Source organism: Actinacidiphila sp. bgisy167, assembly GCF_965342175.1.
In the GTDB taxonomy this organism is placed as follows: domain Bacteria; phylum Actinomycetota; class Actinomycetes; order Streptomycetales; family Streptomycetaceae; genus Actinacidiphila.
The window spans coordinates 45,261-72,179 of the sequence record NZ_CBDRBL010000030.1 but is presented as its reverse complement, the minus strand read 5'-3'; the positions used below and the strand labels follow the sequence as shown (position 1 = coordinate 72,179).

General features: G+C 74.5%; 15 protein-coding genes and 1 pseudogene. 9 read left to right on the top strand and 7 right to left on the bottom strand.

The window, feature by feature from the left end; genetic code table 11:
- Positions 1-15: 15 nt before the first annotated feature.
- From ACRWND_RS14720 to ACRWND_RS14710, 3 genes are all read right to left on the bottom strand, one after another.
- A complete protein-coding gene (locus ACRWND_RS14720; RefSeq protein WP_431949243.1) occupies positions 16-1,539 on the bottom strand; it encodes a hypothetical protein in 1,524 nt (507 codons plus the stop codon).
- 99 nt (positions 1,540-1,638) lie between these two features.
- Positions 1,639-3,921 (bottom strand): bifunctional glycosyltransferase/CDP-glycerol:glycerophosphate glycerophosphotransferase, encoded by a 2,283-nt coding sequence (locus ACRWND_RS14715; RefSeq protein ID WP_431949241.1) that lies wholly within the window; start codon positions 3,919-3,921, stop codon positions 1,639-1,641.
- 39 nt (positions 3,922-3,960) lie between these two features.
- Positions 3,961-7,632 carry a CDP-glycerol glycerophosphotransferase family protein gene (locus tag ACRWND_RS14710; protein WP_431949239.1) on the bottom strand — a complete coding sequence of 1,224 codons (3,672 nt, stop codon included), beginning with the start codon at positions 7,630-7,632 and terminating at the stop codon, positions 3,961-3,963.
- A 137-nt stretch (positions 7,633-7,769) separates the two neighbouring features.
- On the opposite strand from ACRWND_RS14710, the gene ACRWND_RS14705 reads away from it, so the two are divergent.
- Entirely contained in the window at positions 7,770-9,869 is a 2,100-nt protein-coding gene (locus tag ACRWND_RS14705) for a bifunctional glycosyltransferase/CDP-glycerol:glycerophosphate glycerophosphotransferase (RefSeq protein WP_431949237.1), read from the top strand.
- Between the two features lie 142 nt (positions 9,870-10,011).
- Here the strand turns inward: ACRWND_RS14705 and ACRWND_RS14700 are convergent, their stop codons facing one another.
- The 3 genes and pseudogenes from ACRWND_RS14700 to ACRWND_RS14690 form a co-directional block, all read right to left on the bottom strand.
- A complete protein-coding gene (locus tag ACRWND_RS14700; protein ID WP_431949235.1) occupies positions 10,012-12,225 on the bottom strand; it encodes a bifunctional glycosyltransferase/CDP-glycerol:glycerophosphate glycerophosphotransferase in 2,214 nt (737 codons plus the stop codon).
- A 132-nt stretch (positions 12,226-12,357) separates the two neighbouring features.
- Positions 12,358-12,664 (bottom strand): annotated as a pseudogene (locus tag ACRWND_RS14695) (carbohydrate ABC transporter permease); the annotation flags it as partial.
- 239 nt (positions 12,665-12,903) lie between these two features.
- Positions 12,904-16,008, bottom strand: coding sequence for an FtsK/SpoIIIE domain-containing protein (locus ACRWND_RS14690; RefSeq protein WP_431949233.1), 3,105 nt, complete (start codon positions 16,006-16,008; stop codon positions 12,904-12,906).
- A gap of 372 nt (positions 16,009-16,380) precedes the next feature.
- Between ACRWND_RS14690 and ACRWND_RS14685 the strand changes: the two genes are divergently transcribed.
- The 4 genes from ACRWND_RS14685 to ACRWND_RS14670 all read left to right on the top strand — a co-directional run bounded on the left by ACRWND_RS14685 (position 16,381) and on the right by ACRWND_RS14670 (position 22,891).
- Positions 16,381-18,135, top strand: a complete 1,755-nt coding sequence (locus ACRWND_RS14685) for a protein kinase domain-containing protein (protein WP_431949231.1) — start codon at positions 16,381-16,383, stop codon at positions 18,133-18,135.
- A gap of 237 nt (positions 18,136-18,372) precedes the next feature.
- The gene (locus ACRWND_RS14680; protein ID WP_431949229.1) at positions 18,373-20,508 is read left to right on the top strand and encodes a protein kinase domain-containing protein; all 2,136 of its coding nucleotides are present in this window, start codon (positions 18,373-18,375) and stop codon (positions 20,506-20,508) included.
- Positions 20,509-20,592: 84 nt separating this feature from the next.
- Positions 20,593-21,711 (top strand): peptide chain release factor 2, encoded by a 1,119-nt coding sequence (gene prfB, locus ACRWND_RS14675; protein WP_431949227.1) that lies wholly within the window; start codon positions 20,593-20,595, stop codon positions 21,709-21,711.
- A gap of 307 nt (positions 21,712-22,018) precedes the next feature.
- Positions 22,019-22,891 (top strand): hypothetical protein, encoded by an 873-nt coding sequence (locus ACRWND_RS14670; protein WP_431949225.1) that lies wholly within the window; start codon positions 22,019-22,021, stop codon positions 22,889-22,891.
- A gap of 101 nt (positions 22,892-22,992) precedes the next feature.
- On the opposite strand, the gene ACRWND_RS14665 is transcribed toward ACRWND_RS14670, so the two are convergent.
- Positions 22,993-23,184: a hypothetical protein gene (locus ACRWND_RS14665; protein ID WP_431949223.1), complete on the bottom strand. Its 192-nt coding sequence runs from the start codon at positions 23,182-23,184 to the stop codon at positions 22,993-22,995.
- Positions 23,185-23,458: 274 nt separating this feature from the next.
- Here ACRWND_RS14665 and ftsE point away from each other — a divergent pair, with 274 nt between their 5' ends.
- The 4 genes from ftsE (at position 23,459) to smpB (ending at position 26,892) form a co-directional block, all read left to right on the top strand.
- Positions 23,459-24,148 (top strand): cell division ATP-binding protein FtsE, encoded by a 690-nt coding sequence (gene ftsE / locus ACRWND_RS14660; protein ID WP_431949221.1) that lies wholly within the window; start codon positions 23,459-23,461, stop codon positions 24,146-24,148.
- 44 nt (positions 24,149-24,192) lie between these two features.
- Entirely contained in the window at positions 24,193-25,110 is a 918-nt protein-coding gene (gene ftsX, locus ACRWND_RS14655) for a permease-like cell division protein FtsX (RefSeq protein ID WP_431949219.1), read from the top strand.
- Positions 25,111-25,191: 81 nt separating this feature from the next.
- Complete coding sequence (locus ACRWND_RS14650; protein WP_431949217.1) at positions 25,192-26,355, top strand: S41 family peptidase; 1,164 nt, start codon at positions 25,192-25,194, stop codon at positions 26,353-26,355.
- A gap of 54 nt (positions 26,356-26,409) precedes the next feature.
- Positions 26,410-26,892, top strand: a complete 483-nt coding sequence (smpB, locus tag ACRWND_RS14645; protein ID WP_431949215.1) for an SsrA-binding protein SmpB — start codon at positions 26,410-26,412, stop codon at positions 26,890-26,892.
- Positions 26,893-26,919: the final 27 nt, after the last annotated feature.

The window sequence follows — 26,919 nt, the reverse complement described above, 5'->3', positions numbered from 1 at the left end:
GCCGCGTGGCAGGGCTCAGCCGACCCGGTACAGCCGCTCGCCCGTGCGCGGGCTCCGGTCGACCTCGACGCCGCCCGGCGGGGCCGGGTCGCCGGGCCCGGTCATGACCCACGTCACGTCGTAGCGGCGGGCGATGGCCAGGCGCTGCTCCGCCGGTGTCGCGGGGGAGAGGTAGGCGCGCACGTCGTCCTCGCGCCGCCGGCGCTCGGCCGCCGTCGTCGAAGGGTCCGGCCAGGCGGGGGAGACGAGGAACACCCCGTAGGCGGGCATGACGTGCTGGGGGTCGTAGCCGCCGGTCAGCAGGACGTCCCCGGCGGCGACGTGCGCCCCCGCCCACTCGTAGCTGGGCCAGCCGTTCAGCCGCTGCAGATGCAGCGCGGGCGGTACGTAGCGGGCCGGGACGACCGCGCCGGCCTGCGCCAGCAGCCCCGCGCAGGCCGCCGCCGCCGCCAGCGGGGCCAGCACGGTGCGCAGCGGCGTCCACGGCGGGGCCTGTGCGAGTTCCACCGCCAGCGCGAACTGCAGCGGCACCAGCAGCAGTCCGAAGATCCGGCCGAAGGAGTAGGAGCCGCTGAGCCACCCGTACGCGGCGACCGCGCAGTCCGCGGCGAACATCAGCACCAGCGGGTCGAAGCGGTTGTGCCGCAGCCGCCACAGCAGCGCCGGAAGCCCGGCCAGGGCCAGGCCGTACCACTGCCACAGGTCCGCGTACAGCCGCCGGTGGACGTCGTCGACGGTGGGGTCGCCGAGCAGCGCGGAGATGCTGAAGTACGGCCACCAGGCGGCGACCGCGAAGGCGACCGCGGCGGTCAGCGCCCACCGGCCGAGGACCCCGGCGGCGACCGGGGTGCGCTGCATGCCGATGACGAGGGCGACCACGCCGATGACGGCGCCCATCGCCGTGAAGGGGTGCACCAGCAGCACCGTTCCGATGAGCAGCCCCAGGGTGGCGTGCAGCCACGGACCGGCGGCGCCGCGCCGGGCCGCCCGGGCGGTGAGCGCCCACACCCAGAACGTCACGCCGACGGCGAAGGCGCTGGGATAGGTCAACCCCCGGATCATCGACTGCAGGCCGAGGAAGCCGCTCCACTCCTTGTGCTGCGGCCCCCACAGCAGGACGAACGCGGCGAGCGCGAGCACCGGCGCCCAGCGCCGGTCGCTCAGCACGCGGGTGAAGGCGCCGATGCCGGTGACGATCAGCGCCAGGTTGACCGGGCCGCACCCCTTGAGCAGCTGCCAGCCGGGGACGCCCGTCAGCTTCGACAGCAGTCCGAGCGCCACGGTGTACGGGGTGAAGTAGGGGCTGCCGGCGCCCGGCAGGTCGAGCAGCGGATTGGCCGGGTGCAGCCAGTCGGCGGCGATCCGCTCGACGGCGGCGGCGTGCTGCCCGAAGTCGGAGGCGATCGGCGACTGCCAGGTGCGGTAGGCCACCACCGCCCAGAAGAGGGTGCCGAGGATGAGGTACGGCGAGGGCCGGCGCACCTGCCGCAGCTCGTATGCCTGGGTCCGCCAGTCCCGCTGGGTCAGCACGCCGGTCACCGAAACCCTCCCGGACGTCGTCGGCTCGTCACGTCGTCCTCTCGATGCTTGATCTCCACGGCCGGGGCTGCATCCCGGCGGGGCCCGTACGGGGCGTCGCTAGGGCTTCGCGGCGGCCTTCCGCTGCCCGGAGCGCCGTTCGCGCGGCGCGGCGCCGGCCAGGAGCGCGGGAGCGGGGGCCGGGGTGCGGTCCTCGAGGGGTACGACGGGCAGCGGCTCGGTCTCGCCCAGGAAGAGGCGCCGGACGACGCGCTCGGCGGCCCGGCCGTCGTCGAAGGCGCAGAAGCGGCGGCGGAACGCCTCCCGCAGCAGGGCCGCCTCGGGGCTGTTCCAGGCGCCGTCGCGGAACACGGCGATCAGTTCGTCGTCGCTGGTGGAGACCGCGCCGGGGGTCTCGCCCGGGGCGCCGGACAGCAGGTCGAAGTAGACGCCCCGGCTGGCCCGGTAGACCGGCCAGTCGTCGGCGTGGATGACGATGGGGCGGTCGAGGACCGCGTAGTCGAACATGATCGAGGAGTAGTCGGTGACCAGGGCGTCGGCGGCCAGGCACAGCTGCTCGACCGAGGGGTGCCGGGAGACGTCGACGAGCAGTCCCTCCTCGTGCAGCGCCCGCAGGCGGGCGTCCTCGCCGTGGAAGTAGTGGATACGGGTCAGCAGGACGAAGCCCTCGCCGAGGGCGCGGCACAGCCGCTCCACGTCCAGCCGGGGCACGAAGCCGCGCTGGTAGTCGCGGGTCGTCGGCGCGTACAGGACCGCGATGCGGCCCGGGGCGATGCCCAGCTCCGCGCGGGCGGCGGCGACCTCGGCGGCGCCCGCGGTCAGGAGGACGTCGTTGCGCGGGTAGCCGGTCTCCAGGTGCTGCCAGGAGGAGGGGTAGACGCGCTCCCAGATCTCGCTGGAGTGCGGGTTGGCGGACAGGCTGTAGTCCCAGCGGTCCACCCGTTCCAGCAGCCGGCGGAAGCTCATGCCCCTGGCGGAGGCCGGATAGCGCTGCTGGTCCAGGCCCATCTTCTTCAGCGGGGTGCCGTGGTGGGTCTGCAGGTGCACGCTGCCGGGCCGTTTGCGGACGTCGTTGGGGAAGTTGACGTTGCTGATCAGGTACGTGGCGCGGGCCATCAGCCGCCAGTAGCGGCGGGTGCGCGGCACCACGTGGTCCACGCCCTCGGGCACCCGGGCGACGTCGGACTTGCGGACCAGCCACACGCCGTGGACGTGGGGGGCGATCTCGCGCGCCTTGTGGTAGATCGCGGCCGGGTTGCAGAACACCCCGCGGTCCCAGTACGCCGAGTACACCGCGAGATGGGGGTCGAGCGGCCGCCGCAGGTGGTAGGCGTACAAGACGGCCTTGGCCCGGTCGGCGACGTGCCGGCGCAGCCGCCGCCTGCGCCGGGCCAGCTCCTTGCCGGCGGTGCGCGGCACGTCGCCCAGCCGGGCCAGCAGCCAGCTGCCGCGGGCCAGCCGCCGGTAGCCGAGGGCCTTGTCCGCGGGCGGCTCGAAGTGCTCCGGCAGGTGGCGGGCGTACCAGCGGGCCGCGAGCCGGAAGAACTCGCCGCGCAGCCGCGGCGGGATCCGGTCGGGGTTGCCGAGGCAGAACAGGAAGTGGCTGACGGCCCGCTCGAACAGCATCGGCCGCAGTGGCGCGAGGTGTTCGCGGCCGGGCGCGTCGAGGAAGTCGAAGAGCCGGGTGTACTGGTCGAGGATGACGAAGTGGCCCCGGCCGGGGCTGCGGGTGCTGGCGCCGCTGCGCCGCTGCCGGTACTCCAGCACCGGCCGGGCCAGGCAGGAGATCCGCTCGGCGCTGAGCATCGTGACGTAGGAGACGAGGGCGTCCTCGTAGATGCCGTCGCTGAAGGAGAAGCCGTGCCCCTGGTAGAAGGCGCGGCGGTAGACGCGGTTGGAGGTCATCGCGAACAGCCGGAGGAACTCCGGGCGTTCGGTGATGCGGAAGACGTCGGTGCCGGCCGAGGCGAGCAGCTGCCCGAACAGGCTCTTCTCGACGCCCTCCCACCAGTAGGTGCGCACATGGTCGAAGTAGAGGATGTCCGGGTCGCCGTCCTGCTTGAGGCGTTCGGCGACGGCCTCCAGGGAGCCGGGTGCGAGGGTGTCGTCGCCGTCGAGGAAGAGCAGGTAGTCGCCGGTGGCCCGCTCGGCGCCGGTGTTGCGGGCCCGGCCCACGCCCCGGTTCTCCTCGTGGTGCAGCGCGATCACCCGGGAGTCGCGGGCCGCGTACTCGTCGAGGATGCGGCCGCTGTGGTCCGGCGAGCAGTCGTCGACCGCGATCACCTCGAGGTCGGGCAGCGACTGCGAGAGCACCGAGTCGAGGCAGGCGCGCAGATAGCCCTGCACCCGGTGGACCGGGACGATGACGGAGAAGCGGGGCATGGGGATCCTGGGTCTTCGCGGGGTCGGTGGCGGCGGGGGTCAGTGGCGGTCGGGTACGAGCAGCCGGTCGACGGCGCGGGCCGCGGCGCCGCCGTCGTCGAGGGGGCAGAACGTCGCGCGGAAGTGGGCGTACGCGTCGGCGCTGTGCCGTGCCACGGCGTCCAGGTCGCGCAGCGCGCCCGCCAGTTCGGCGGTGGACTGCAGCAGCGGACCGGGGGCCTGGGCCTCGAAGTCGGGATAGAAGCCGCGCAGGGTGTCGCGGAAGTGGTCGAGGTCGGGGACGAGGAAGAGCATCGGCCGGCCGGTGTTGGCGAAGTCGGCCGCCGGTGACGCGTAGTCGGTGACCAGGACGTCGGCGAGCAGCATCAGCTCCGCCACGTCGGGGTGGGAGGACACGTCGCGCACGAAGTCGCCGTCGCGGACGCGGTCGGCGACCAGGGGGTGGGAGCGGAAGAGCAGGACGTGGTCGGCGCCCAGGGCGCGTTCGGCCTCCACCAGGTCCAGGTGGGGCGACATGCGGTAGTGCTCGGCGTCGTACGCCAGGTCGTCACGGCGCGTCGGCGCGTACAGCACGACGGTGCGGCCCCGGGGGATCCGCAGCCGGTCGCGCAGCGCGGCGGCCGTCTTGTCGCGGTCGTCGGCGAAGAGCACGTCCGTGCGGGGCAGCCCCGTCTCGGCGACCGGGCCGTCGTAGCCGAGGGCGGCGCGCAGCAGCGGGGTGCTGTACGCGTTCGGCGACAGCAGCAGGCTCCACTGGACGCCCGGGTCGCGGGGAGGGCGGGGCAGGTGCACCAGGTCCGCGCACAGGGTGCCGGCGAGGTCCCGGCCGGTCCGCTTGAGGGGGGTGCCGTGCCAGGTCTGCAGCACGGTCTGGTCCGGGCGGCGGGTGAACCACTGCGGCAGATGCGTGTTGGTGACGATGTAGCGGCAGCGGCCGAGCGCCTCGTACCAGGCGGCGCTGTGCAGCACGATCGGCCGCGCGGTGGCCGGCGGCGGAGCCTGGCCGTCCCTGACCACCCACAGGTGCTCCAGGCCGTCGGCGGCGCGGCGGCGCAGCAGCTCCTCGTGGACGGCGCGCGGCGAGTCCCCGTACGCCCGGCCGTCGAAGGCACTGTAGAGGACCGCCTCGCGCCGCGGGAGGCCGCGGGTGCGGGGGTGGTGCACCTCGCGCAGCACCCGCTGCCGGTACGGGCCGCGCTGGGGTTCCGGCACCGTGGGCCGGGCGTCGAGGAACAGCCGGTCGTGGAAGCGGCGGTCGACGCAGAAGGACTTGCCGCCCGCCTCCGCCGCCATCGGCAGGGCCTCGAAGACCCCCGGCGCCACCCGCACGGGGGCCTCCGCGCCGGCTCCGTCGCGCAGGTACAGGTACCACCGGCCGGCGGGCAGCGGCACGGTGCCGGCGAGGGACTCCAGCGCGCCGGGGCGCAGGATGGCCGTGAAACGGCGCCCTTCCAGCGGGTCCGGACCCTCCTGACCGGCGTGCGGCAGCGACGGGATGGCGCTGGGCGGCGTGGGGGAGCCGGGCCGGCGTCCGGGCGCGCCGTCGGCCTGCACCGGGACGGCGTGCTCCACGCGGTGGGTGCCGTGGCGCAGCACCAGTTCGGCGGGGCCGGGCGCGCAGCCGGGGGCCAGGCGGCCGGCGACGACCAGCGCGCTCTCGGCGGTCCAGCCGATGGCGTCGGCGACCGGCTGGGGGGTGCGGTCGCGCAGCACCAGCTTGCCCGAGGCCTTCGCCTCGACCAGCAGCCGCCGCGGCGTCCCCCCGAGGCGGGGGTCGATGCCCAGGTCGTAGTGGCCTGGGGGCGGCGCTCCTTCGACGTGGACGGGATCGGCGTGCCCGGGGCGCAGCAGCGCGACGTCCCAGCTGTCGGTGTCCTCGGGGCGGATCTCCTTGGGCCCGGCGTCCAGCGCGGGCCGGGCGGCCGCCAGGTCGGCGAGGGGCACGCGGGCCCGGCGGACGCCGTCGTCCGCCTCCCCGCGGGCCGGGGGCTCCAGGGGGTACTCCAGCACGGTGGGCGTCGCGGAGTGCGTCAGCCGCACCGCCGACGCCTCCGGCGCGCCGGTGAAGTCCAGCTCGACCGCGGTGCCGTCGGCGGTCGCCCGGTGCCCGGTCAGCCGCCGGACCTGCGGTTCCACCGCCAGGTGCAGCCGTCCCTGCCGGTAGTACGGCACCAGCCGCATGCCGCCGGCGGTCGCGTACGACGGCGGGGACGCCCCCGAGCCGGCGTCGGCGGCGCGCAGGCCCGCCCTGCGGATGACCCCCTTGGCCGCGACGATCACTCCGAGCCGCCAGCGGCCGGCCCGCGGTTCGCCCTGGCGGAGGCCGGTGGTCAGCCGCGCCGGATCGATCGCGATCTCGAAGCCGGACCAGTCGTAGCAGTGTTCCTCCTGGCGCGAGTTGAGGGTGGCGGCGGGCTCCTGACGGATCCTGACCGGCAGCAGCACCACCTTGGCCCGGCGGCCGCGGCCATGGACGGCGACGGCGGTGATGTGCGCGGCGCCCTTGCGGTCCGCGTCGATGTTGCGCAGGTAGGCATAGCCGCGCAGGACGAGACGGCCGTTCTCCCGCACCACCTCGCGCACCCGGGCCCGGACGGGGAAGTCCGAGCGCCGCAGCCGGGCCGCCGCGGCCGGCAGGGCGATCCGGCCGCCGTCCGCTCCGCGCAGCACCGCCCGCTTGCGCAGCGGCGGGCCGGCGACGGCGAAACCCGCGGAGTTGCGCTGCTCGTGGTCGAGCACCGCCAGCAGGTCGTCGAGGCGGTCCTTGGCGATCAGATGCCACTTGATGCGCAGCCCGGCGGGCAGTTCCGGGAAGAGGCCCGGGTCCACACGGGTGAGCCAGTCGCGGCAGCGCTCCATGAAGACCCGCCGGTACTCGGGGCCGGCCAGCGGCAGGGCGTCGATGAAGTACAGCAGGTCGTCGGTGAGGACCGAGCGGTCGTAGGCCCGCTTGAAGGGGGTCCACGGGGTGCGGGCCGGGTCGGCGAGGAAGCGGCTGACGTGGTCGACGGCGGCGATCCGGTCGCGTACGCCCTTGACGTCGGTGCGGCGCCTCGTGATGGAGCCCTCGCGGATCCTCCAGTAGTAGACGTGCTCGTGGCAGACGTCGACGGCGTCGGCGAGGAAGTGGGCGGGGATGGTGAGGGGGGTGTCCTCGTAGAGCACGCCCTCGGGGAAGGCGAGGCGGTGGCGCTCCCAGAAGGAGCGGCGGAAGACCTTGTTCCAGGCGACGCGGTCCGACAGCAGGGACAGGTCCTGGGTGATGTGGGTGCCGGTGACGGTGCGGGTCATGTCCCGGTGCTGCCAGGCCTGGCTGCGGCCGTCGGCGGTCAGTCGCCACACGTTGCCGGTCGCGAAGTCCGAGCCCGAACCGTCCAGCAGCCCCACCAGCTTCTCGTAGGCGCGCGGCGGCAGGATGTCGTCGCTGTCGAGGAAGCACAGGTACTCGGTGCGCGGGTCGGCGTGCCGGGTGCCGGTGTTGCGGGCGTGGCCCAGGCCGCCGTTGTCCTGCCGGACGAGGCGGAAGCGGGGGTCGCGGTCGGCGAAGCGCTGGGCGATCCTCGGGCCGGAGTCGGTGGAGCCGTCGTCGACCATGACCACGTCGAGGGCGTCGAAGGTCTGCGCGGCGACCGAGCGGAGGCACTCCTCGAGCCAGCTCTCGACGTTGTGCACCGGAACGACGACCGTGAGGCGGGGGGTGCGCGAGACCATGGTGACGTGGCCCTTTCCGGACGAGGGCGACAGGGGGGCGAGGGGTTCAACTCGTGATCGCCTCCTCGGTCACCTCGCCTGCGCCTTTCGGGTGACCTGCCGGGCGCCGGGGGCCGGCCCTGCATACGCTCGGCGCTATGCCTCGGTTCAGCGTGATCGTCCCGGTATGGAAGGCGCAGGGCTATGTCCGCGCGTGCCTGGAGTCGGTGCTCGGGCAGGGCTACGCGGACCTGGAGGTCGTCGCGGTCGACGACTGCTCGCCCGACGGTTCGGCAGCCGTCGTCGAGGAGGTGGCCGCCGCCGACCCCAGGGTGCTCCTGCTGCGGCAGCCCCGCAACGGCGGGCCCGGCCCGGCGAGGAACGCCGGAGCGGCCCGCGCCAGCGGCGACTACCTGCTCTTCCTCGACGCCGACGACCTCCTCGCGCCCGGCGCGCCGGCCGCGCTCGACGCGCGGCTGCGGTCCACCGGCGATCCGGAGGTGCTGCTCTTCGACCACGACCGGCTCGACGTGTGGGAGCACCGCGCGGGCAGCGGGGACGGCCCCTTCCTCCACTCCGCCGCCCTCGCCGGCCACGCCGCCTTCCGGGCCACCGAGCGCCCCGAGTGCCTGACCGTGTTCCCCGCCGCCTGGAACCGGGTGGTGAGGCGCGACTACTGGGCCGGTTTCGCTTTCGGCACCGGGCCCTACGAGGACGTCCCGGTGGCGTACGAGACACTGCTCGCCGCCCCGCGCATCGCCTGCCTGGACCGGGTCTGCGTCACCTGGCGCAGGCGCCGCCACGGCAGCTTCTCCAGCACGCCGGGCCCGCAGCACCTCGCCCTCGTCGACCGGTACGACGCCCTGCTGGCCCGGCACGACCTGCCGGTGCTGCGCGCCGAGCGGGAGCGGCGGCTGCGTGCCGTCCTGGACGACCCCGGACGGCTGCGCCCGCAGGACCGCGCCGCCTTCTTCCGCCGCGCGGGGCTGCCCGGCAGCTTCGCCGCCCACCGCGCGGCGGAGCTGCGCGCCCGGGCCGCCCGGCGGCTGCGCGTCCGCCGCAACGCGGCGGCGCGCGAGGTGTACCGCCGCTGGTACGCGCTGGAGCGGCGCCGCCCGCTCGACGACGGCCTGGTGGTGTACGCGGCGTACTGGAACAGGGGGGTGCTGTGCAGCCCCGCCGCGATCTACCGCAAGGCCCGCGAGCTCGCCCCGCACCTGCACGGGGTGTGGGTCGTCCGGCGCGGCGGGAGGGACGCCGTCCCCGAGGGCGTCGACGCGGTGGAGGTGAACTCGCGCCGTTACTGGGAGGTGCTGGCCCGCGCCCGCTTCCTGGTGAACAACGCCAACTTCACCGGGGAGGTCGTCAAGCGCCCGGGCCAGATCTATCTGCAGACCCACCACGGCACCCCGCTCAAGCACATGGGCATGGACCTGCGCGCCCACCCGGCGGTGGCCAAGGGCATGAGCTTCCGCCGCCTGCTGGAGCACGCCGACCAGTGGGACTACTCGCTGTCCGCCAACCCCCACTCCAGCGAGGTCTGGGAGCGGGTCTACCCCGGCGGCTACCTGACGCTGCCCACCGGCTATCCCCGCAACGACGCCTATTTCACGGCCGACGCCGGCGACGTGCGCCGCATCCGGGCGCGGCTGGGCATCCCGGACGGGGTCAGGGCGATCCTGTACGCCCCCACGCACCGCGACTACCAGCGGGAGTTCGTCCCGCAGCTGGACCTCGGCCGGCTGTGCCGGGCACTGGGCAGGGAGTACCTGGTGCTGGTCCGCGCGCACTACTTCTACCCCGGCACCGGCGCGGCGGAGCTGCCGGAAGGAGCTCTGGACGTCTCCGCGCACACCCCGCTGGAGGAGTTGTGCCTGGCCTCCGACGCCCTGCTCACCGACTACTCGTCGCTGATGTTCGACTATGCGGCCCTCGACCGCCCGATCGTCGTGCACGCCGCCGACTGGGAGGTCTACCGGGCCGCGCGCGGCGTCTACTTCGACCTCGTCTCCGGCCGCCCCGGCGAGACCCCGGGCGTCGTCGCCCGCGACGAGGCCGCCATCGCCGGCGCCTTCCGCACCGGCGCCTGGTCCTCCCCCGAGGCGGCCGAGCTGCGCGCGGCCTTCCGGGCCCGCTTCTGCCCCTGGGACGACGGGCGGGCGGCCGAGCGCGCCGTACGCCGCGTGCTGCTGGGCGAGCGCGAACTGCTGCCCGTCCTGAAGCCGGACGAGCGCACCCCCGCCCCGCCCCCGGGGTGAGCCTGCGGCGCTCCGCGGGGCGCGCGTGCCCGTCCGGCTCCGGGCCGGGGCCGGGGACCTTTCGGGTGCGGCCGCGTGGCTCGGGCCTGCCGGGTCGTCGTAGGCCCGCGGGTCGGCGTCGTACGCGTTCCGGGCCCGGGCGTCAGGGGCGGGCCGGCGGGGCCGGGGTGCGGTGCTCCGGGGGGAGGACGGCGGGCTGGCCGCCGTCCTCGCCGAGGAAGACGCGGCGGACGACCCGCTCGGCGGCGTGGCCGTCGTCGTACGGGCAGAAACGGGCCCGGAACGCGGCGCGCGCCTGTGCCGCGCGGGGGTCGTGCCAGGCGTCCGTGGTGAGGACGGACAGCAGTTCGTCCTCGGTGCGGGCGACCGGCCCGGGGGCTTCGGCGGTGATGTCGACGTAGGCGCCGCGGGCGGCCCGGTAGGCCGTCCAGTCCTCGGCGTGGACGACGATGGGGCGGTCGAGGACGGCGAAGTCGAACATCAGGGGCGAGTAGTCGGTGACCAGCCCGTCCGCGGCCAGGCACAGCTCCTGCGCCGAGTGGTGGCCGGAGACGTCCAGCACGGTGTCCGGCAGCCCCTCGGGCAGCGAGGCGGTGCCGCCGTGACCGTACGGCGCGCGGTACAGGACGACATGCCCGGGGCCGAGTTCGCGGGCCAGCCGGCCCAGGTCGACGGGCGGGTGGAAGCCGAGGCGGTAGTCGCGGTGCGCGGGGGCGTACAGGATCGCCGTGGAGCCCGCGGGGACGCCGAGTCCGGCGCGGATGCGCCGTACGTCGTCGGCGTCGGCGCGCAGCAGGACGTCGTTGGCGGGCCGGCCGTGCTCCAGGGTGGTGTAGCCGGCGGGGTAGGCGCGTTCCCAGACGACCGTCGAGTGCGGGTTGGCGGACAGGCAGAAGTCCCAGCGGTCGATGTGGGCGAGCATCCGGGCGAAGTCCCGGCCCGCCGAGGCCGCCGGGTGCCCCTGGACGTCCAGGCCCATGCGGCCCAGCGGGGTGCCCTGATGGGTGTGGAGGTTCACCTGGCCGCGCCGCTTGCGGTAGGCGTGCGGGAAGTTGCGGTTGTTGACCAGGTAGGTGGCGCGTGCCAGCGCCGTCCAGTACGCCGGTGAGCCGGGCTGGAGCCGGCGTACGCCGCGCGGCAGGGTGTGGGCGTACGCCGGAGTCGTGATCCACGCGGTGCGGATGTGCGGGGCCAGGTCGCGGACGGCGGCCTCCAGCGCGGCGGGGTCGCCGGCGTAGCCGCCGTAGCGGCAGGCCGCGAAGACCGCGAGGTCCGGGTCGAGGGAGCGGCGCCGCTGGAGCCGGTAGTGCAGCCGCAGCACCGCCTCCCGGGCCGCCCGCGCGGAGTCCTTCGCCAGCCGCCGCAGCCTCCTGCGCAGCGAGTTGGCGGTGCGTACGGCGTCGAAGACCTGCCGTGCGCCGAGCCGTACGAGCAGCCGCCGGGTGCCGCCGGGGACGCCGTTGGGACGGGGGCCGGGCTCCTGCGGGCGGTAGCGGCGGAAGTGGACGCTGCAGCGCTGGAAGTAGACGCCTCGGGCCGAGCGGGGCAGCCGGCCGGGGGTGTTGTAGACCGCCAGCAGGTGGTCGGTCATCCGTCCGAAGAGGGCGGGCCGCCAGCCGTCGAGCGCCGGGTTGCGGTCGAGGAAGGCGAAGACCCGGTCGTACTGGTCGAAGATGTCGAAGTGCCGGCTGCTGGTGGTGCGCAGGATGCTGCCCCGGCGGCGCTGCCGGTAGTGCACGCACACCCGGTCGAGCACGGCGACGCTGCGGGCGGCGAGCAGCAGGGGGTAAGTCCAGGGCACGTCCTCGTACCAGCCGGGTGGGAAGGCGGCGTCGCGGCGCTGGACGAACTCCCGCCGGTACGCCTTGTTCCAGGCGACCGGCAGCAGCCGCAGCAGTTCGGGGCGGTCGTCGAGGGGGCCGGCCGGGCGGCCGTCCTGGGCGAGGAGGGCGGCGCGCTGGTTGCGCACGATGCGGCCGTCCCAGTAGGTGCGGGCGTAGTCGTAGACCAGCACGTCCGGTTCCGCGGTCTCCTTCAGGCGGTCTGCGAGGGCCTGTAGGGAGCCGGGGGCGAGGGTGTCGTCGCTGTCGAGGAAGAGCAGGTAGTCGCCGGTGGCCCGGGCCATCCCGGCGTTGCGGGCCGGGCCGAGGCCCACGTTCTCCTTCAGGTGCAGGGCGGTCACCCGGCGGTCGCGGGCCGCGAAGGCGTCGAGGATGGCGCCGCTCGCGTCGGGGGAGCGGTCGTCGACGGCGATCACCTCGAAGTCCGAGAAGCTCTGCCCGAGCACGGACTCCATGCACTCGTGCAGATAGGCCTGCACCTTGTGGACGGGCACGATGACGCTGAACCGGGGCAAGGCAGCACATCCGTAATGTTGGCTTACGCGGCGTATGTCCGTTATATCCCGTGCGTGCGCCGCGTACGGCGACCCGTCCGGCGACGGAGTGTTGCCCCCTGACCTGCGGTGCTCCACGGGGTCGTGGTCCGGCTACGTCACGGCGTCCGCCATGACGCCGGAGACGAACTGCCGCTGGAGGGCGACGAAGACGACGAGCGGGACGGCCATCGCGACGCAGGCCCCGGCGACAGGACGTCGATGGTGGTGCCGAACCGCCGGACCTGCTGCTGCAGCGCGACCGTGATCGGCTGTGATCCGGCGTTGGAGAAGATCAGCGCCACAGCATGTCGTTCCACACCCACAGGAACGGGAAGATGCCCGGCGAGGCGATCGCCGGGCCGCCCAGGGGCATGATCACGCGGGCGGAAAGCCGCTGTTCGCCCGCCCCGTCCCGCCGCCGGCAGCTACCGCGGCAGCGCGGCAAGGCCCGCCGCGATCATCGCCACGGCGTAGCCCGCCCGCATCCACAGCTGCGCCCCGTGGTCGCGGGCGTCACCAGGGTGGGGCCGAACCAGGCGCCTCGGCACACGGCCGTTGGATCGTGACCTGGCTGTGACCGGCTGTTCGGGCGGGCGGGCGTGACGGCGTTCCGTACGCACGGCCGTTCGGGCGGGCGGGTGTACGGGCCGGGGCGGATCAGAGCAGCGGCGGCGCCGGATCGGCCGACGCGGACTCCGCGGCACGCTGCAGGGCGCTGGCCAGCAGAGCGAGGTCGGTGGGGCCGTTGCCCAGTTCGCGGACCGGGCGGCGGGCCGGCGGGTCGCCCATGCGGTCCCACTCCAGCGGGACCACGGTCGGCCGCAGGGTCGCCGTCCTCGGGATCCGGCCACTGATTCGGCCGGCTTGGAAGGCGGTGACGGCGCCGTCCGGCCGGCGCAGATAGCCGCGGCCCGGAAGGGCGTCGTCGACGCTCGCCGGCTCCTCGACGGCGACCAGCAGCACCGCCGACTCCGGCTCCTCGGTGCGCAGGGCGATCCGCAGCCGCGCCGCCTCGTCGGCGTCGGTGCCCGCGGTGCGCTCGGGGCGGCCGGTCGCGGCGACCAGGTGGACGCCGAGCCGCTCGCCGTCGCGCGCCACGCTCTCCAGGGCGCGCACGACCGAACCCGCGGCGGGACGGCCGGGACTGCCGAGCGCGGGGGCGACCAGGGCGTCGAAGTCGTCCACCACGACGACCAGCCGCGGCAGCGGCTCGGTGGTGCGGGTCCGCACCCGCACCGCGCCGCGCGCCTGCGGGACGGCCGCGGCGGCCGGGTCGCGGCCCGGCTCCCCCTGCCGGGGCACGGCGGGCCGCCGGCGGCGCTCGTGCCACTGCGCGAAGTCGGCCCCGCCCAGCACCTCGTCACGGCGCTTCAGCTCCGCCGACAGCGCCTGGGCGAATTCGCGCATCCGCACCGGGTCCGAGGCGGACAAGTAGGTCGAGACGTGCGGCAGGTCGGTGCAGGAGCGCAGGCCCTCGCCCCGTTCCGCCCCGGCGCCGTCGACGAGGACGAGGGCCAGCCGGTCCGGCCGCTCGCCCGCGGACAGTGCGGCGGCCACCGAACGCAGCAGTTCGCTCTTGCCCGAGCCCGCCGCGCCGCCAATCAGCAGGTGCGGCCCCTCGGCGGCCAGGTCGACCAGGATCCGGCCCTCCGGCCCGGCGCCCAGGACGGCCGCCGCGGCGCCACCGGAGGGAGCCGGCTCGGCCCAGCGGCCGGAGATCTTGGCGGGGGTGGCGAGTGCCAGGTCCAGCTCGTCCAGGAGCCGGGCGGAGGGCGGCAGCGCGGAGCGTGTGGGGCGCGGTGTGGCGTCGCCCTCGCGCAGGGGGGCGAGGGCCCGGGCGAAACGCTCCGCCCAGGCCGCCGACACCGCCTCCATGGTCATGTGCGCGGGGCCGTGCGGCGCCATCCGCAGCGTCGTCGCGACGTCGCCCTCCAGGACGGCGACGGCGCCGCAACGGACGGCCAGCCGCTCCGGGCTCTCGGCCAGGCACAGCAGGTGCACCCCCACCGACGGCCCGGCGGCCGCGATGCGGTCGGCGGCCTCGCGGAGATAGGCCGAGCCGGGGTCGCCGTCGACCACCAGCAGCGTGTACGGGCCCTCGCGGCGGGCGGCGGCCTCGGCGACCATCTCGACAGTGGCCGTCGCCCAGCCGGTGCCGAGCGGGCCCTGTTCGATGCGCCGGACGAGCTCGGCGACCCGGGCCTCGGCCTGCTCCCGGTCGGAGGCCGTGAGCAGCCGGCAGTCCTGTCCGTGGGCCGGACGCAGATGCGGCAGCCAGTACAGCCAGCCCCACTCCTCGGCCCGCTGCTCGGCGGGACGGGAGCGGTCGGCGCTGATCAGGACGACCTCCAGCACGCCGGGCGGATGCAGGGCGCAGAGCTGGGCGAGCACCGCCCGGGCCAGCCCGGACAGCCGCGGGCGCGGTCCGGCCAGGCCCAGCACATGGGTGTGCGGATCGCGCAGGTCGACGGTGAACGGCACGGCCGGCAGCGTCCGGAAGCCGTCCTCGGCGGTCAGGTCGGCGGTACCGAGCCGGACCGTGAGCAGGTCGGGATGGCCGGGACCGCGCTCCCACAGCCGCGGGCCCGGCCCGAGCGCGGTGAGCAGGACGGCCGCGGGATCCGGCCAGCGCTCGCGCAGCGCCGCCGCGTCGGCCTGGTCGTACCCCGTCCCACCGGCCGCGGAGCCCTCGACGCCCGGGATGCCGCGTCCGGTGGTCAGCCGTCTGGCCCAGCTCCCTATGGCGCCGGCCATCCGGCTGCCGGCCTCCGCGGCGCGCCCGCCGCCGCGGCGGCCCTGGGAGGGCGCGTCGGCGGGGGGTTGCTCGGGCAGGCCGCGTTGCGGGGTGTCCCGCCGGGCCGGGGTGGCCGGCGGCGCGGCTTCCGCCCGGCCCTGAGCGGGCGGGGGAGCTGCGGGGGAGGCCGTGACGATGTGCCCGGAGCCGGTGCCGGCGGTCGTCGGGCCGGGGGCAGGCGCCGCCGTCCGCGCGGCGGCCCGCTCCGAGGGGCCGCGGTCCCCTCCGTCCTCGGGGCGGGCGGGGGCGGGACGCCAGGTCGCCACACGGCCGGTGTCCGGCCAGGAGGCCGGGGGGAGGGCCACCTGCAGGTGCCCCTCGGCGTCGGGGACGGCCGGGATGGAGGCAGGCGGCGCGGGGACGGCCGACCCGGGGGGCGCGGGCTCCAGCCGCAGGGTCGACTCGCCGATCCGCAGCAGCGCGCCCGCGGGGAAGGGGACCGCGCGCTCGCCGACCGGAGCGCCGTCGAGGGTGGTGCCGTTGGTGGAGCCGAGGTCGGCGACGGTGACCCGCCCCTCGCCGTCCACCGTGACGGCGCAGTGCAGCCGGGAGACGTCGGGGTCGTCCAGCGGCACGTCCGCGTCAGCCGACCGGCCGACCCGGACGCGGCCGCCCTGCAGCAGGTGGACGCCACCGGCGTCGGGCCCGCCGACCACATGCAGCCGGGCGGCGGCCGTGGGGCGGCCGACGTCGTGCCCGTCGGCGGGGGAGTGCAGCGACAGGACAGCGCCGTCGAGCAGCGGCGGCACCCCGAGGACGGCCGTCGCCGGGTCGAGCCGCTCGGCGCCCGCGTAGAGCGGCGGTGTGGACTTGCCGCCGCGCGCCGGCTGGCCCGAGCCGCCCGAGCCCGACGCGAGGGCGCCGGCCACGGCACTGAGGGGTGTTCCCGCGGGCGCGGTGACCAGCACGTCGCAGGAGCGCGCCGCGCGGCCGCCGCGCGGCCCGAGAACGGTCAGCCGGATCTGCATCTCCGTCCACGGTCCCTTCTGCCCGATCCACCGCGGCGCGGGACCCCGACCCCACCCCGCCCTGCCCGGGACGTCGACACGTACAGGAGCGGACGGCGGCCTCCCCGGCTCGGCCGGCCCGGATGGGCCGGCTCGATCGGTGATGCACGTCCGCGACACGCATCCTCCCACCCGCCGCCGACAGTTCGCCGCCGGTGCCCATCTTTGCGATCTTGAGTAGTCGGCTTTGGTCGGAAAAAGCAACCAAACGACCGTACTCGGCGTCCTAACCCCATGCCCGCCCCGCACCGGAACGCAGCCCCGCTCCCACGCGGCGGCACTACAGTGGGCGAAACAGGCCATGGACCAGGCCAAGATCCAGGGAGCGCGAACGTGCGGCCGGTAGGCAGCAGATACGAACTGGTGGAGCCGCTCGGGCGCGGAGCCACGGGCACCGTGTGGCGGTCCCAGGTGCGGGACACCGGCGAGACCGTCGCGATCAAGGTGCTCAAGGAGGAGCTGGCGAGCGACCCGGACATCGTCATGCGCTTCCTGCGTGAGCGCTCCGTCCTGCTCCGGCTGCGCCACCCCCACATCGTCCGGGTCCGCGACCTGGTCGTGGAGGGCGAGCTGCTCGCCCTGGTGATGGACCTCGTCGACGGCCCCGACCTCTACCGCCACCTGCGCGAGAACGGCCCGTTCTCGCCGGTCGGCGCCGCCCTGCTGACCGCCGCCGTGGCCGACGCCCTGGCGGCGAGCCACGCCGACGGCGTGGTCCACCGGGACCTGAAGCCGGCCAACGTCCTGCTCGCCACGGTCGAGGGCCCGGACGGCGCCCAGCAGATGCACCCGATGCTGACGGACTTCGGCATCGCGCGCCTGGCGGACTCGCCCGGCGTCACCCGCACCCACGAGTTCGTCGGCACGCCCGCCTACATAGCGCCGGAGTCGGCCCAGGGCCGTCCGCAGACCTCGGCGGTGGACGTCTACGGCGCCGGCATCCTGCTGTACGAACTGGTCACCGGCCGTCCGCCCTTCAGGGGCGACAACGCGCTCGAGGTGCTGCAGCAGCACCTGAGCGAGGAGCCGCGCCGCCCCTCCACCGTGCCCGAGCCGCTGTGGACGGTCATCGAGCGCTGCCTTCGCAAGGAGCCCGGTGAGCGGCCCAGCGCGGAGAACCTGGCCCGCGCCCTGCGCGTCGTCGCGGCGGGTGTGGGCGTGCACTCCTCCCCGGCGCAGTCCGAGGCTGCGCTCGGCGTCGCCTCGCTGCTCGCGCCGGACCCGGCCCCCGCGACCGTCCCGGACACGCCGCTCGTGCCGCCGGGCGCCGCCGACCGCACCCAGGTGCTGCCGAACCGCCCGCCCGCCGGCGGGTACGACGCGTACGACCCCAATGCCGCGACCAGTGTGCTGCCCGCCTCTGCCGCCGGCGCGGCGGACGCGACGCGGGTGATCCCGGGCGGCTCGGCGTCGGCCGGGTCCGGCGACGGCACCCGTGTGATGCCGCCGGTGCCGGACGGGCCGCAGGGCTCCGGCCCGGACGCCCCGCAGGGGCCGCACCCGTGGGAGTCGCAGCTCAGCCGCGCCCGGGCACGCGCCGAGCAGACCGAGATCCAGTACCTGGACCCGGAGCAGGACCCGCTGCGTCGCAGACCCCGCCGGGCGGCCGCCCAGCAGCCGCCGCAGGCGCACCAGCCGCAGCCGCAGCCGCAGCCGCAGCCTCCGTACCGGCAGCCCGCCCAGGCCCCGCAGCCGCACCCCCAGCGGTACCAGCCGCAGCCGCAGCCCCGGCAGCAGCCGCCGCAGCCCCAGCAGTACGCGCCGCGCCACCAGCAGCCGCAGCACCAGCGCTACGAGCCCCAGCGCCCGCCGGCGCCCGAGCCCGCCGCGTACCGCGAGCCTCGGCAGCGCAGCGCCAACCCCATGAAGATCCCGGGCCTGGGGTGCCTCAAGGGCTGCTTCACGATGATCATCGTGCTGATCGTGATCATCCTGCTCGTCTGGTACCTCACCCCCGTCCAGGAGTGGATCGGCGAGGGCAGGAGCCTGTGGCGCACCGCCAGCGACGGTGTCGAGGGCTTCTGGAAGTGGGTCTCGGACCTCGGTGGCTCCTCGGGCGGCTCCGGGACTTCCGGCGGCACCCCGTAGGACCCCCGCACGACGCGCGCACGGCGCCGGGCACCGCCCGGTGCCGTGCGGCGGGTGCGCCTCCGGCGGCCGGCCCACCGTCACCTTCCACTGAGGCCGGGGTGGTGATTTGTCGACTTCTGGAGGGTGATTTCTCCCGGAGAAGCCGCACTCACCCCTGCCAGGCTCCCCCAACCGGCTCGCATCCGCGTAGCTTTGTCGCCAACACGACGGCACCTCGGAGGAGTCGGAGCAGCCTTGGGACGGAAGATCGGCAGCCGGTACACCGCGCACCAGGTGCTGGGGCGGGGTTCCGCGGGCACGGTGTGGCTGGGCGAGGGCCCCGAGGGCCCGGTCGCCATCAAGCTGCTGCGCGAGGACCTCGCCTCCGACCAGGACCTCGTCGGCCGCTTCGTCCAGGAGCGCACGGCCCTGCTGGCGCTCCACCACCCGCACATCGTCGGCATCCGCGACCTGGTGGTCGACGGCAGCGACCTCGCGCTCGTCATGGACCTGGTCCGCGGCACGGACCTGCGCTCCCGGCTGGAGCGCGAACGCCGGCTCACCCCCGCGGCAGCCGTCTCCATCACCGCGGACGTCGCGGACGGCCTGGCCGCGGCGCACGCCGCGGGCGTCGTCCACCGCGACGTCAAACCCGAGAACGTGCTGCTGGACAGCGCCGCCCCGCCCGGACCGGGCGGGGCGCCCCCGGCGCTGCTCACCGACTTCGGCATCGCGCGGCTGGTCGACTCCCCGCGCCGGACCCGCGCCACCCGCATCATCGGCACCCCCGACTACCTGGCCCCGGAGATCATCGAGGGCCTGCCGCCGCGGGCCTCGGTCGACATCTACGCCCTCGCCACCGTCCTGTACGAACTGCTCGCCGGCTTCACCCCGTTCGGCGGCGGCCACCCGGGCGCGGTCCTGCGCCGGCACGTCACCGAGTCGGTCGCGCCGCTGCCGGACCTGCCGGACGAGCTGTGGCGGCTGCTCTCCCAGTGCCTCGCCAAGGCCCCCGCCTCCCGGCTGAGGGCGGCCGAGGTCGGCGCCCGGTTGCGCGAGCTGCTCCCGTCCCTCGCGGGACTGCCCCCGCTGGAGGTGGACGCGCCCGGGGACCACCAGGGCGAGGAGGCGTACGACCCCGGCTCCCCCGCCGAGCCCTACGACGCGCCGGCCACCCGGCCGCGCGGCGCCGTCCCCCTGGTCCGCGGCTCCGCACCCGACTCGACGCGCGACACGCACACCAGCATCAAGCTGCCCACCGCGGAGGAACTGGCCGGCGCCCGGCCCGCCCCGGTGCCCGGCCAGCGGGCCCGCCACCGGGCCGTCCCCGACGCCCTCCAGCGCCGCCGTGTCAAGATCGGCGCCGCGGCGGCCGCCGCGCTGGTCGTCGGTCTCGGCGGCTGGGCGATCGCGGCCTCCGGTTCCGACGACGACGCCGGTTCCACCAGCCGCGAGGACAAGCCGACCAGCGAGGCCTCGACCACCCCGACCGCCCCCACCGGCGCCGCCGCCTCCCCGCAGGGCGCGGTCGACACCCCGGCGGCGACCACCGAGGAGGCCGCGCTGCGCTGGTCCGGCTACACGGCGCTGCCCCGCCTCCCTGACCGCGACGTCCACCCGGTCGGAGGCCCTCGCGCGATCGCCGTGTCCGGGACCACGTATGTCTTCACCCGGGGCAGCGACAAGAACATCTGGTATCTGGCCGCCGGCGCCTGGCACCGGCTCACCGGTATAAGCGTCGCCGACGACCCCTCGGTCGTCTCGTCGCGAGCCGGACAGCTGGACGTCTTCGCGCTCGGCACCGACCACAGGGTCTACCGCCGCACCCTGAGCGGCGGAGCGTGGGGCGACTGGTACCAGGTCGACCAGCCCGCCCGGTTCACCACCACCCCCGCCGCCGCGTCCTCCGCGCCCGGCCGCATCGACCTGGTCGGCTGCTCCGGCGGGGACCTCGTCACCTCCTCCTGGACCGACGGCCGCTGGAACGCCTGGGCACTGGTCCCCACCGCGGGCCGGATCACCGCCGCCCCCGGCCTGGTGTCGGCCGCGCCCGGCACGCTCGACGCCTTCGCCGTCCGCAAGGCCGACGGCGCGGTGCTGCGCCTGTCGTACGTCAACGGCGCCTGGCGCCCCTCCGAGATCGTCACCGGCCTCGACGCAACGGGCCGTCCCGAACCCGCCGTGTCCGACGGCCGGCTCTTCGTCCTCGCCCCCGCCGCCGACGGCGCCCTGGTCGCCGCGGTCCTCGACGGCGGCGCGTGGACCCCGGTGCCGCTCTCCGCCGGCACCTCCTCCCACCCCGGCCTGGCCACCGCGGACGACACCCTGACCCTCTACCTCCGGCGCCCCGACGGCACGCTCGCCCATGCCTCGGCCCCCCTCCCGGCCTGAGCGGTAACGGGGTTTCCCGGCCGGCGGCCGACCCGTCCCGGCGCACCGGAGCGGCAACGCGCGGCGTGCCGGTACGCTGGGGGCGTGGCAGTCCTGGATGTATCCGAAGAGCTCAAGTCCCTCTCGTCGACCATGGCCTCGATCGAGGCCGTTCTGGACCTCGACAAGCTGAGGGCAGACATCGCCGTGCTCGAGGAGCAGGCGGCGGCGCCGTCGCTGTGGGACGACCCCGAGGCGGCACAGAAGATCACCAGCAAGCTGTCGCACCTGCAGGCCGAGGTCCGCAAGACCGAGGCGCTGCGCGGGCGCATCGACGACCTGGCGGTGCTCTTCGAACTCGCCGAGGCCGAGGACGACGCGGACACCCGCGCCGAGGCCGAGGCCGAGTTGGAGTCGGTGCGCAAGGCGCTGGACGAGATGGAGGTCCGCACCCTTCTGTCGGGTGAGTACGACGCCCGTGAGGCGCTGGTCAACATCCGCGCCGAGGCGGGCGGCGTCGACGCCGCCGACTTCGCCGAGCAGTTGCAGCGCATGTACCTGCGGTGGTCCGAGCGGCACGGCTACCCGACGGAGGTCTACGAGACCTCGTACGCGGAAGAGGCCGGCATCAAGTCCACGACCTTCGTGGTCAAGGCGCCCTACGCCTACGGCACCCTCTCGGTCGAGCAGGGCACGCACCGGCTGGTGCGCATCTCGCCGTTCGACAACCAGGGCCGGCGCCAGACCTCCTTCGCGGGCGTCGAGGTGCTGCCGGTCGTCGAGCAGAGCGACCACGTCGAGATCGACGAGACCGAGCTGCGGATCGACGTCTACCGCGCCTCCGGGCCCGGCGGCCAGGGCGTCAACACCACCGACTCGGCGGTCCGGATCACCCACATCCCGACCGGCATCGTGGTCTCCTGCCAGAACGAGCGCTCCCAGATCCAGAACAAGGCCAGCGCGATGAACGTCCTGCAGGCCAAGCTGCTGGAGCGGCGCCGCCAGGAGGAGCAGGCCAAGATGGACGCCCTCAAGGGCGACGGCGGCAACTCCTGGGGCAACCAGATGCGTTCGTATGTGCTGCACCCGTACCAGATGGTCAAGGACCTGCGGACGGACTACGAGGTCGGCAACCCGCAGGGCGTCCTCGACGGCGACATCGACGGCTTCCTCGAGGCGGGAATCCGCTGGCGCAAGCAGCAGGAGCAGGACGTGCGCGCCTGACGCGTCGTCCTTTCGCGAGGTCTTCACAACTGCCGTCCGATGGGCGGCAGTTGTGCTTCTTGGGTCACAGCCCCGTAAGCAAGTGGGTGGCATAGGCCGCCAATTCCGGCATTGCGCTTGGAAGGCCCTTGACGGCGCTGTGAAATCTGGGAATCGTGATCCGCGGCATGCGTATGACTGGGGCGCGAGCGAACGGGGGCGAGCGCGGCCGGTGGTCTCAGCCCCGGCCTTGCAGTGCACCGCCCCGCAGGACGCTCCCCCTGTGACGCTGCTCCACTGACGAGAAGCTACTGGGGGTAGTTGCCAGATGAGCAAGAAGAACACGCGGCTGCGGATGGCCCGCATAGCCGCTGCCGCGGTGATCGCGGCCGGCGGGTCGTTGACGGCCGCCGGTGCCGCGCAGGCCGTCGGCCTGGACATCGGTCTGAACGCGGCCGGTACCGAAGTCGGCGTCTCCGCCTCTTTGGACGGTGACGACGACCCCACCACCGGCGTTACGGGCGACCCGACCGGTGACCCGACGACCGGTGACCCGACCGGTGACCCGACGACCGGTGACCCGACCGGTGACCCGACGACCGGTGACCCGACCGGTGACCCGACGACCGGTGACCCGACCGGTGACCCGACGACGGGCGACCCGACCGGTGACCCGACGACCGGTGACCCGACCGGTGACCCGACGACGGGCGACCCGACCGGTGACCCGACGACGGGCGACCCGACCGGTGACCCGGACCCGGGTGACTCGACCGGTGGGCCCACCGACCCGGGCAACGGCAACGGCAACGGCGATCCGGGCAACGGCAACGGCGATCCGGGCAACGGCAATGCGGGCAACGGCAATGCGGGCAACGGCAACGCCGGCACCGGGAACGGCGCCGGCGGTTCCGGAACCGGCGGTTCCGGGACCGGCGGTTCCGGCACCGGCGGCTCGGACGGCGACGGCACCACCTGCACCCTCGACGGCGACAGCGTGACCTGCGCCGACAACACCAACACCGACAACCTCGGCACCACCGAGGTCGTCACCCAGGGTGACACCACGGAAGAGCTGGCTGAGACCGGTGCCGGCGACAGCCTGTTCCTGCTGGTCGGCGCCGCCACGATGATCGCGGGCGGTTTCGGCTTCCGCCTGATGCCGCGCCTGGTCGGCGGCCACCGCAACGCCGCCGTCTGACGCACGCCCCTGTGCGCGTCCTGGGCCGCCGGGAACGCCGCAGGGGCCGTCAGCGCCTGAGCGGCGCGGGGCCCCTGTGCTTGTCGTGTGTGTGCGCAGCGCTACACCGTGGCCTCGTGCACCACCCACGCCACCGCGAGCAGCCCCACCAGCAGGGCGATCAGCGCCGCCGGGGAGATCGCCGCGAAGGGGTTCTCCTGCTGGATGCGGGCGCGATGGGCGCGGCAGACCGCACAGCGGCCCTCGCTGACGGGGCCGGCGCAGTTGGCGCACACCAGTCGGTCGACTGTCATGCGGTCGCCTCCTCCCAGGCGGCCTGGATGGCCGCACATGAACAACGCGCGACAGGGATGGTACGTTCCCGAGCCCCCCGACCCACTGTGCCAGCTTCCGCGACGCTCGGCGCGTTCCGCGCGGACGGCGGCTGCGAAGAGTGACGTATGTGGCCAATGCCGGCTTTGTCCCCTGGTGGTCGGTGGATAAACCCGTCATCACGGACCGTGGACTGCGCGGGCCGCGGCCGTTCGCGTAAGGTCGCCTCCGATCCCCTGTATCCGGAGTGCGACCGTGATCCGATTCGACAACGTCTCCAAGACCTACCCCAGGCAGAACCGTCCTGCACTTCGGGACGTTTCGCTGGAAATCGAGAAGGGCGAGTTCGTCTTCCTGGTGGGCTCCTCCGGCTCCGGGAAGTCGACCTTCCTGCGGCTGATCCTGCGCGAGGAGCGGACCGACACCGGCGTGGTGCACGTGCTCGGCAAGGACCTCGCGCGGCTGTCCAACTGGAAGGTGCCGCACATGCGCCGCCAACTGGGCACGGTCTTCCAGGACTTCCGCCTGCTGCCCAACAAGACGGTCGCGGAGAACGTGGCGTTCGCCCTCGAGGTGATCGGCAAGCCGCGCGGCACCATCCGCAAGACGGTCCCCGAGGTGCTGGACCTCGTCGGCCTCGGCGGCAAGGAGGACCGCATGCCGGGCGAGCTGTCCGGTGGTGAGCAGCAGCGCGTGGCGATCGCCCGGGCGTTCGTCAACCGCCCGATGCTGCTGATCGCGGACGAGCCCACGGGAAACCTCGACCCGCAGACCTCCGTGGGCATCATGCGGCTGCTGGACCGCATCAACCGGACAGGCACCACCGTGGTGATGGCCACCCACGACCAGAACATCGTCGACCAGATGCGCAAGCGCGTCATCGAGCTCGAGAAGGGGCGACTGGTCCGCGACCAGTCCCGCGGCGTCTACGGCTACCAGCACTGAGCCGGGGCCCCGCCCTGCACACCGCGGCCTTCTGAAAGGACAACATGCGCGCCCAGTTCGTGCTCTCGGAGATCGGCGTCGGCCTCCGGCGCAACCTCACCATGACCTTCGCGGTCATCGTCTCCGTGGCCCTCTCGCTCGCGCTCGCCGGCGGCTCGTGGCTCGCCCGCGAGCAGGTCGACTCGATGAAGGGCTACTGGTACGACAAGGTCCAGGTGTCGATCTACCTCTGCAACAAGAACGACGCCAAGACCCGACCCCAGTGCTCCAAGGGTGCCGTCACCGAGGAGCAGAAGCAGGACATCGAGAAGCAGCTCAAGGCGCTGCCGCTGGTGGACAAGTACTTCCACGAGAGCGCGGAGGACGCCTACAAGCACTACCAGGAGCAGTTCCCCGACTCGCCGCTGGCCGACACGGTCACTCCGGACCAGATGCAGGAGTCGTTCCGGGTCAAGCTCAAGGACCCGACCAAGTTCGAGGTGGTCGCGAGCGCCTTCGAGGGCCGTCCCGGCGTCCAGGAGGTGCAGGACCAGAAGGCCCTGCTGAACAACCTCTTCGGACTGCTCAACGGCATGACACTGGCCGCGGTGGTCGTGCTGGGGTTCATGCTCACGGTGGCGATGATGCTGATCGTCAACACGGTGCGCGTGTCGGCCTTCAGCCGCCGCCGTGAGACCGGGATCATGCGGCTGGTCGGCGCGTCCAGCTTCTACATCCAGATGCCGTTCATCATGGAGGCCGCGTTCGCCGGCCTGGTCGGCGGCGGTCTTGCCTGTCTGATGCTCCTGGTGGGCCGCTACTTCCTGATCGACCACGGCCTGGAGCTGCAGGCCAAGGTGCCGCTGATCAACTTCCTCGGCTGGGGCGAGGTGGTCCAGGTGCTGCCGCTGGTGCTGGTGGTGGGCGTGCTGATGCCCGCCCTGGCGGCCCTGATCGCGCTGCGCAAGTACCTCAAGGTCTGATCCGCACGGCGTGGTCCGCGCCGGAAGCGCCGCGCGGCCGGCTTCCCGTGCCGTGCGCGCTTCTCGCCTAGACTGCCCGACGTGCTGAGCCACTGTCCGCCCGGGAGACCACGCCGGCTGCGCCACGCCGCGACGCTGACGCTGGTCTTCGGGGCGGTCCTGGCGGCCGGCGCCGCGGCGGGCTCCTTCGGGCACCTCGTCGGGGAGCGGCGGACGCCGCCGCACTCCCGCATCCCGGCCGGCACGGTCGCCGACACCGACGAGATCGCGGCGGCGATCGCGGCGGGCAAGGTCGGCCCGCAGGCCGCCGAGGCCCTGGTCAGCCGGAGCGGCGACCGCTGGTCCTCCTTCTACACGGCGCAGGAGTACGAGGGCTTCGAGCAGTCCCTCGACGGCCGGTACGTGGGGGTCGGCCTGTGGGTGCGGCGCACCGAGGACGGCCGCATCAGGATCGACCGCGTCCAGTCCGGCAGTCCCGCCGCCCGGGCCGGCGTGCACGCCGCGGACCGGCTGACGAGCATCGACGGCGTCGCGGTCACCGGGATTCCCGTCACCGAGGTGGTCGCCAGGCTGCGCGGTCGCGGGGCGGCCGGCACCCCCGTCTCGCTCGGCCTGCGGCGCGGCGCGCGCTCCTGGGAGGCCTCCCCGCGGCGGGCCCTGCTGCCGACGGAGTCCGTACGGGTCCGGCACCTCGCGGGCGGCGCCACCGTCGTGACGGTGGACGCCTTCACCAAGGGCGTCGCCGAGCAGGTCCGCCGGGCCCTGGCCGGCCGACCGGGACACGGGGGCATACTCCTGGACCTGCGCGGCAACTCCGGCGGCCTGGTCACCGAGGCCGTCGGCGTGGCCTCGGCGCTCCTGGACGGCGGCCTGGTCGCCACCTACGACGTCCACGGCAGACAGCAGGCGCTCTACGCCGACGACGCCGGCGACACCGGCACCCCGCTCGTCGTCCTGGTCGACGGCGGCACGATGAGCGCGGCCGAACTGCTCGCCGGAGCCCTCCAGGACCGCGGGCGCGCCGTCGTCGTGGGCTCGCGCACCTTCGGCAAGGGCTCGGTGCAGATGCCCAGTCGCCTCTCGGACGGCTCGGTCGCCGAGCTGACCGTCGGTCACTACCGGCTGCCCGCGGGGCGGCGGGTGGACGGGCGGGGGATCGAGCCCGACCTGGCGGTCACCGGCGGCGCGGACGCCGAGTCCCAGGCGCTCGAGGTGCTGGACGGCCTGGGCGCGCCGACCCGCTGACCGGCACGCAAACCGGTACCCCCGGACCCGCCGAGGTGCGAGAATGGCCGCGCTATGGCAAAGGAAACGGGTCGCAAGCTGATCGCGCAGAACAAGAAGGCGCGGCACGACTACCACATCCTCGACACCTACGAGGCGGGTCTGGTGCTCACCGGCACCGAGGTGAAGTCGCTGCGCCAGGGACGCGCCTCCCTGGTCGACGGCTTCGGCCAGCTCGACGGGGGCGAGGCGTGGCTGCACAACGTGCACATCCCCGAGTACACCCAGGGGACATGGACGAACCACTCGGCCCGGCGCAAGCGCAAGCTGCTGCTGCACCGAGCGGAGATCGAGAAGCTCTTCCAGAAGTCCCAGGAGACCGGTCACACGATCGTGCCGCTCGCCCTGTACTTCAAGGACGGCCGGGCGAAGGTCGAGATCGCGCTGGCCCGGGGCAAGAAGGAGTACGACAAGCGGCAGACCCTGCGCGAGAAGCAGGACCGCCGCGAGGCCGACCGGGCCGTCTCGGCGGCGCGCCGCCGCCAGCGCGGGCAGTGAGCGCGGGCGCGCGCCGCACGCACCGGA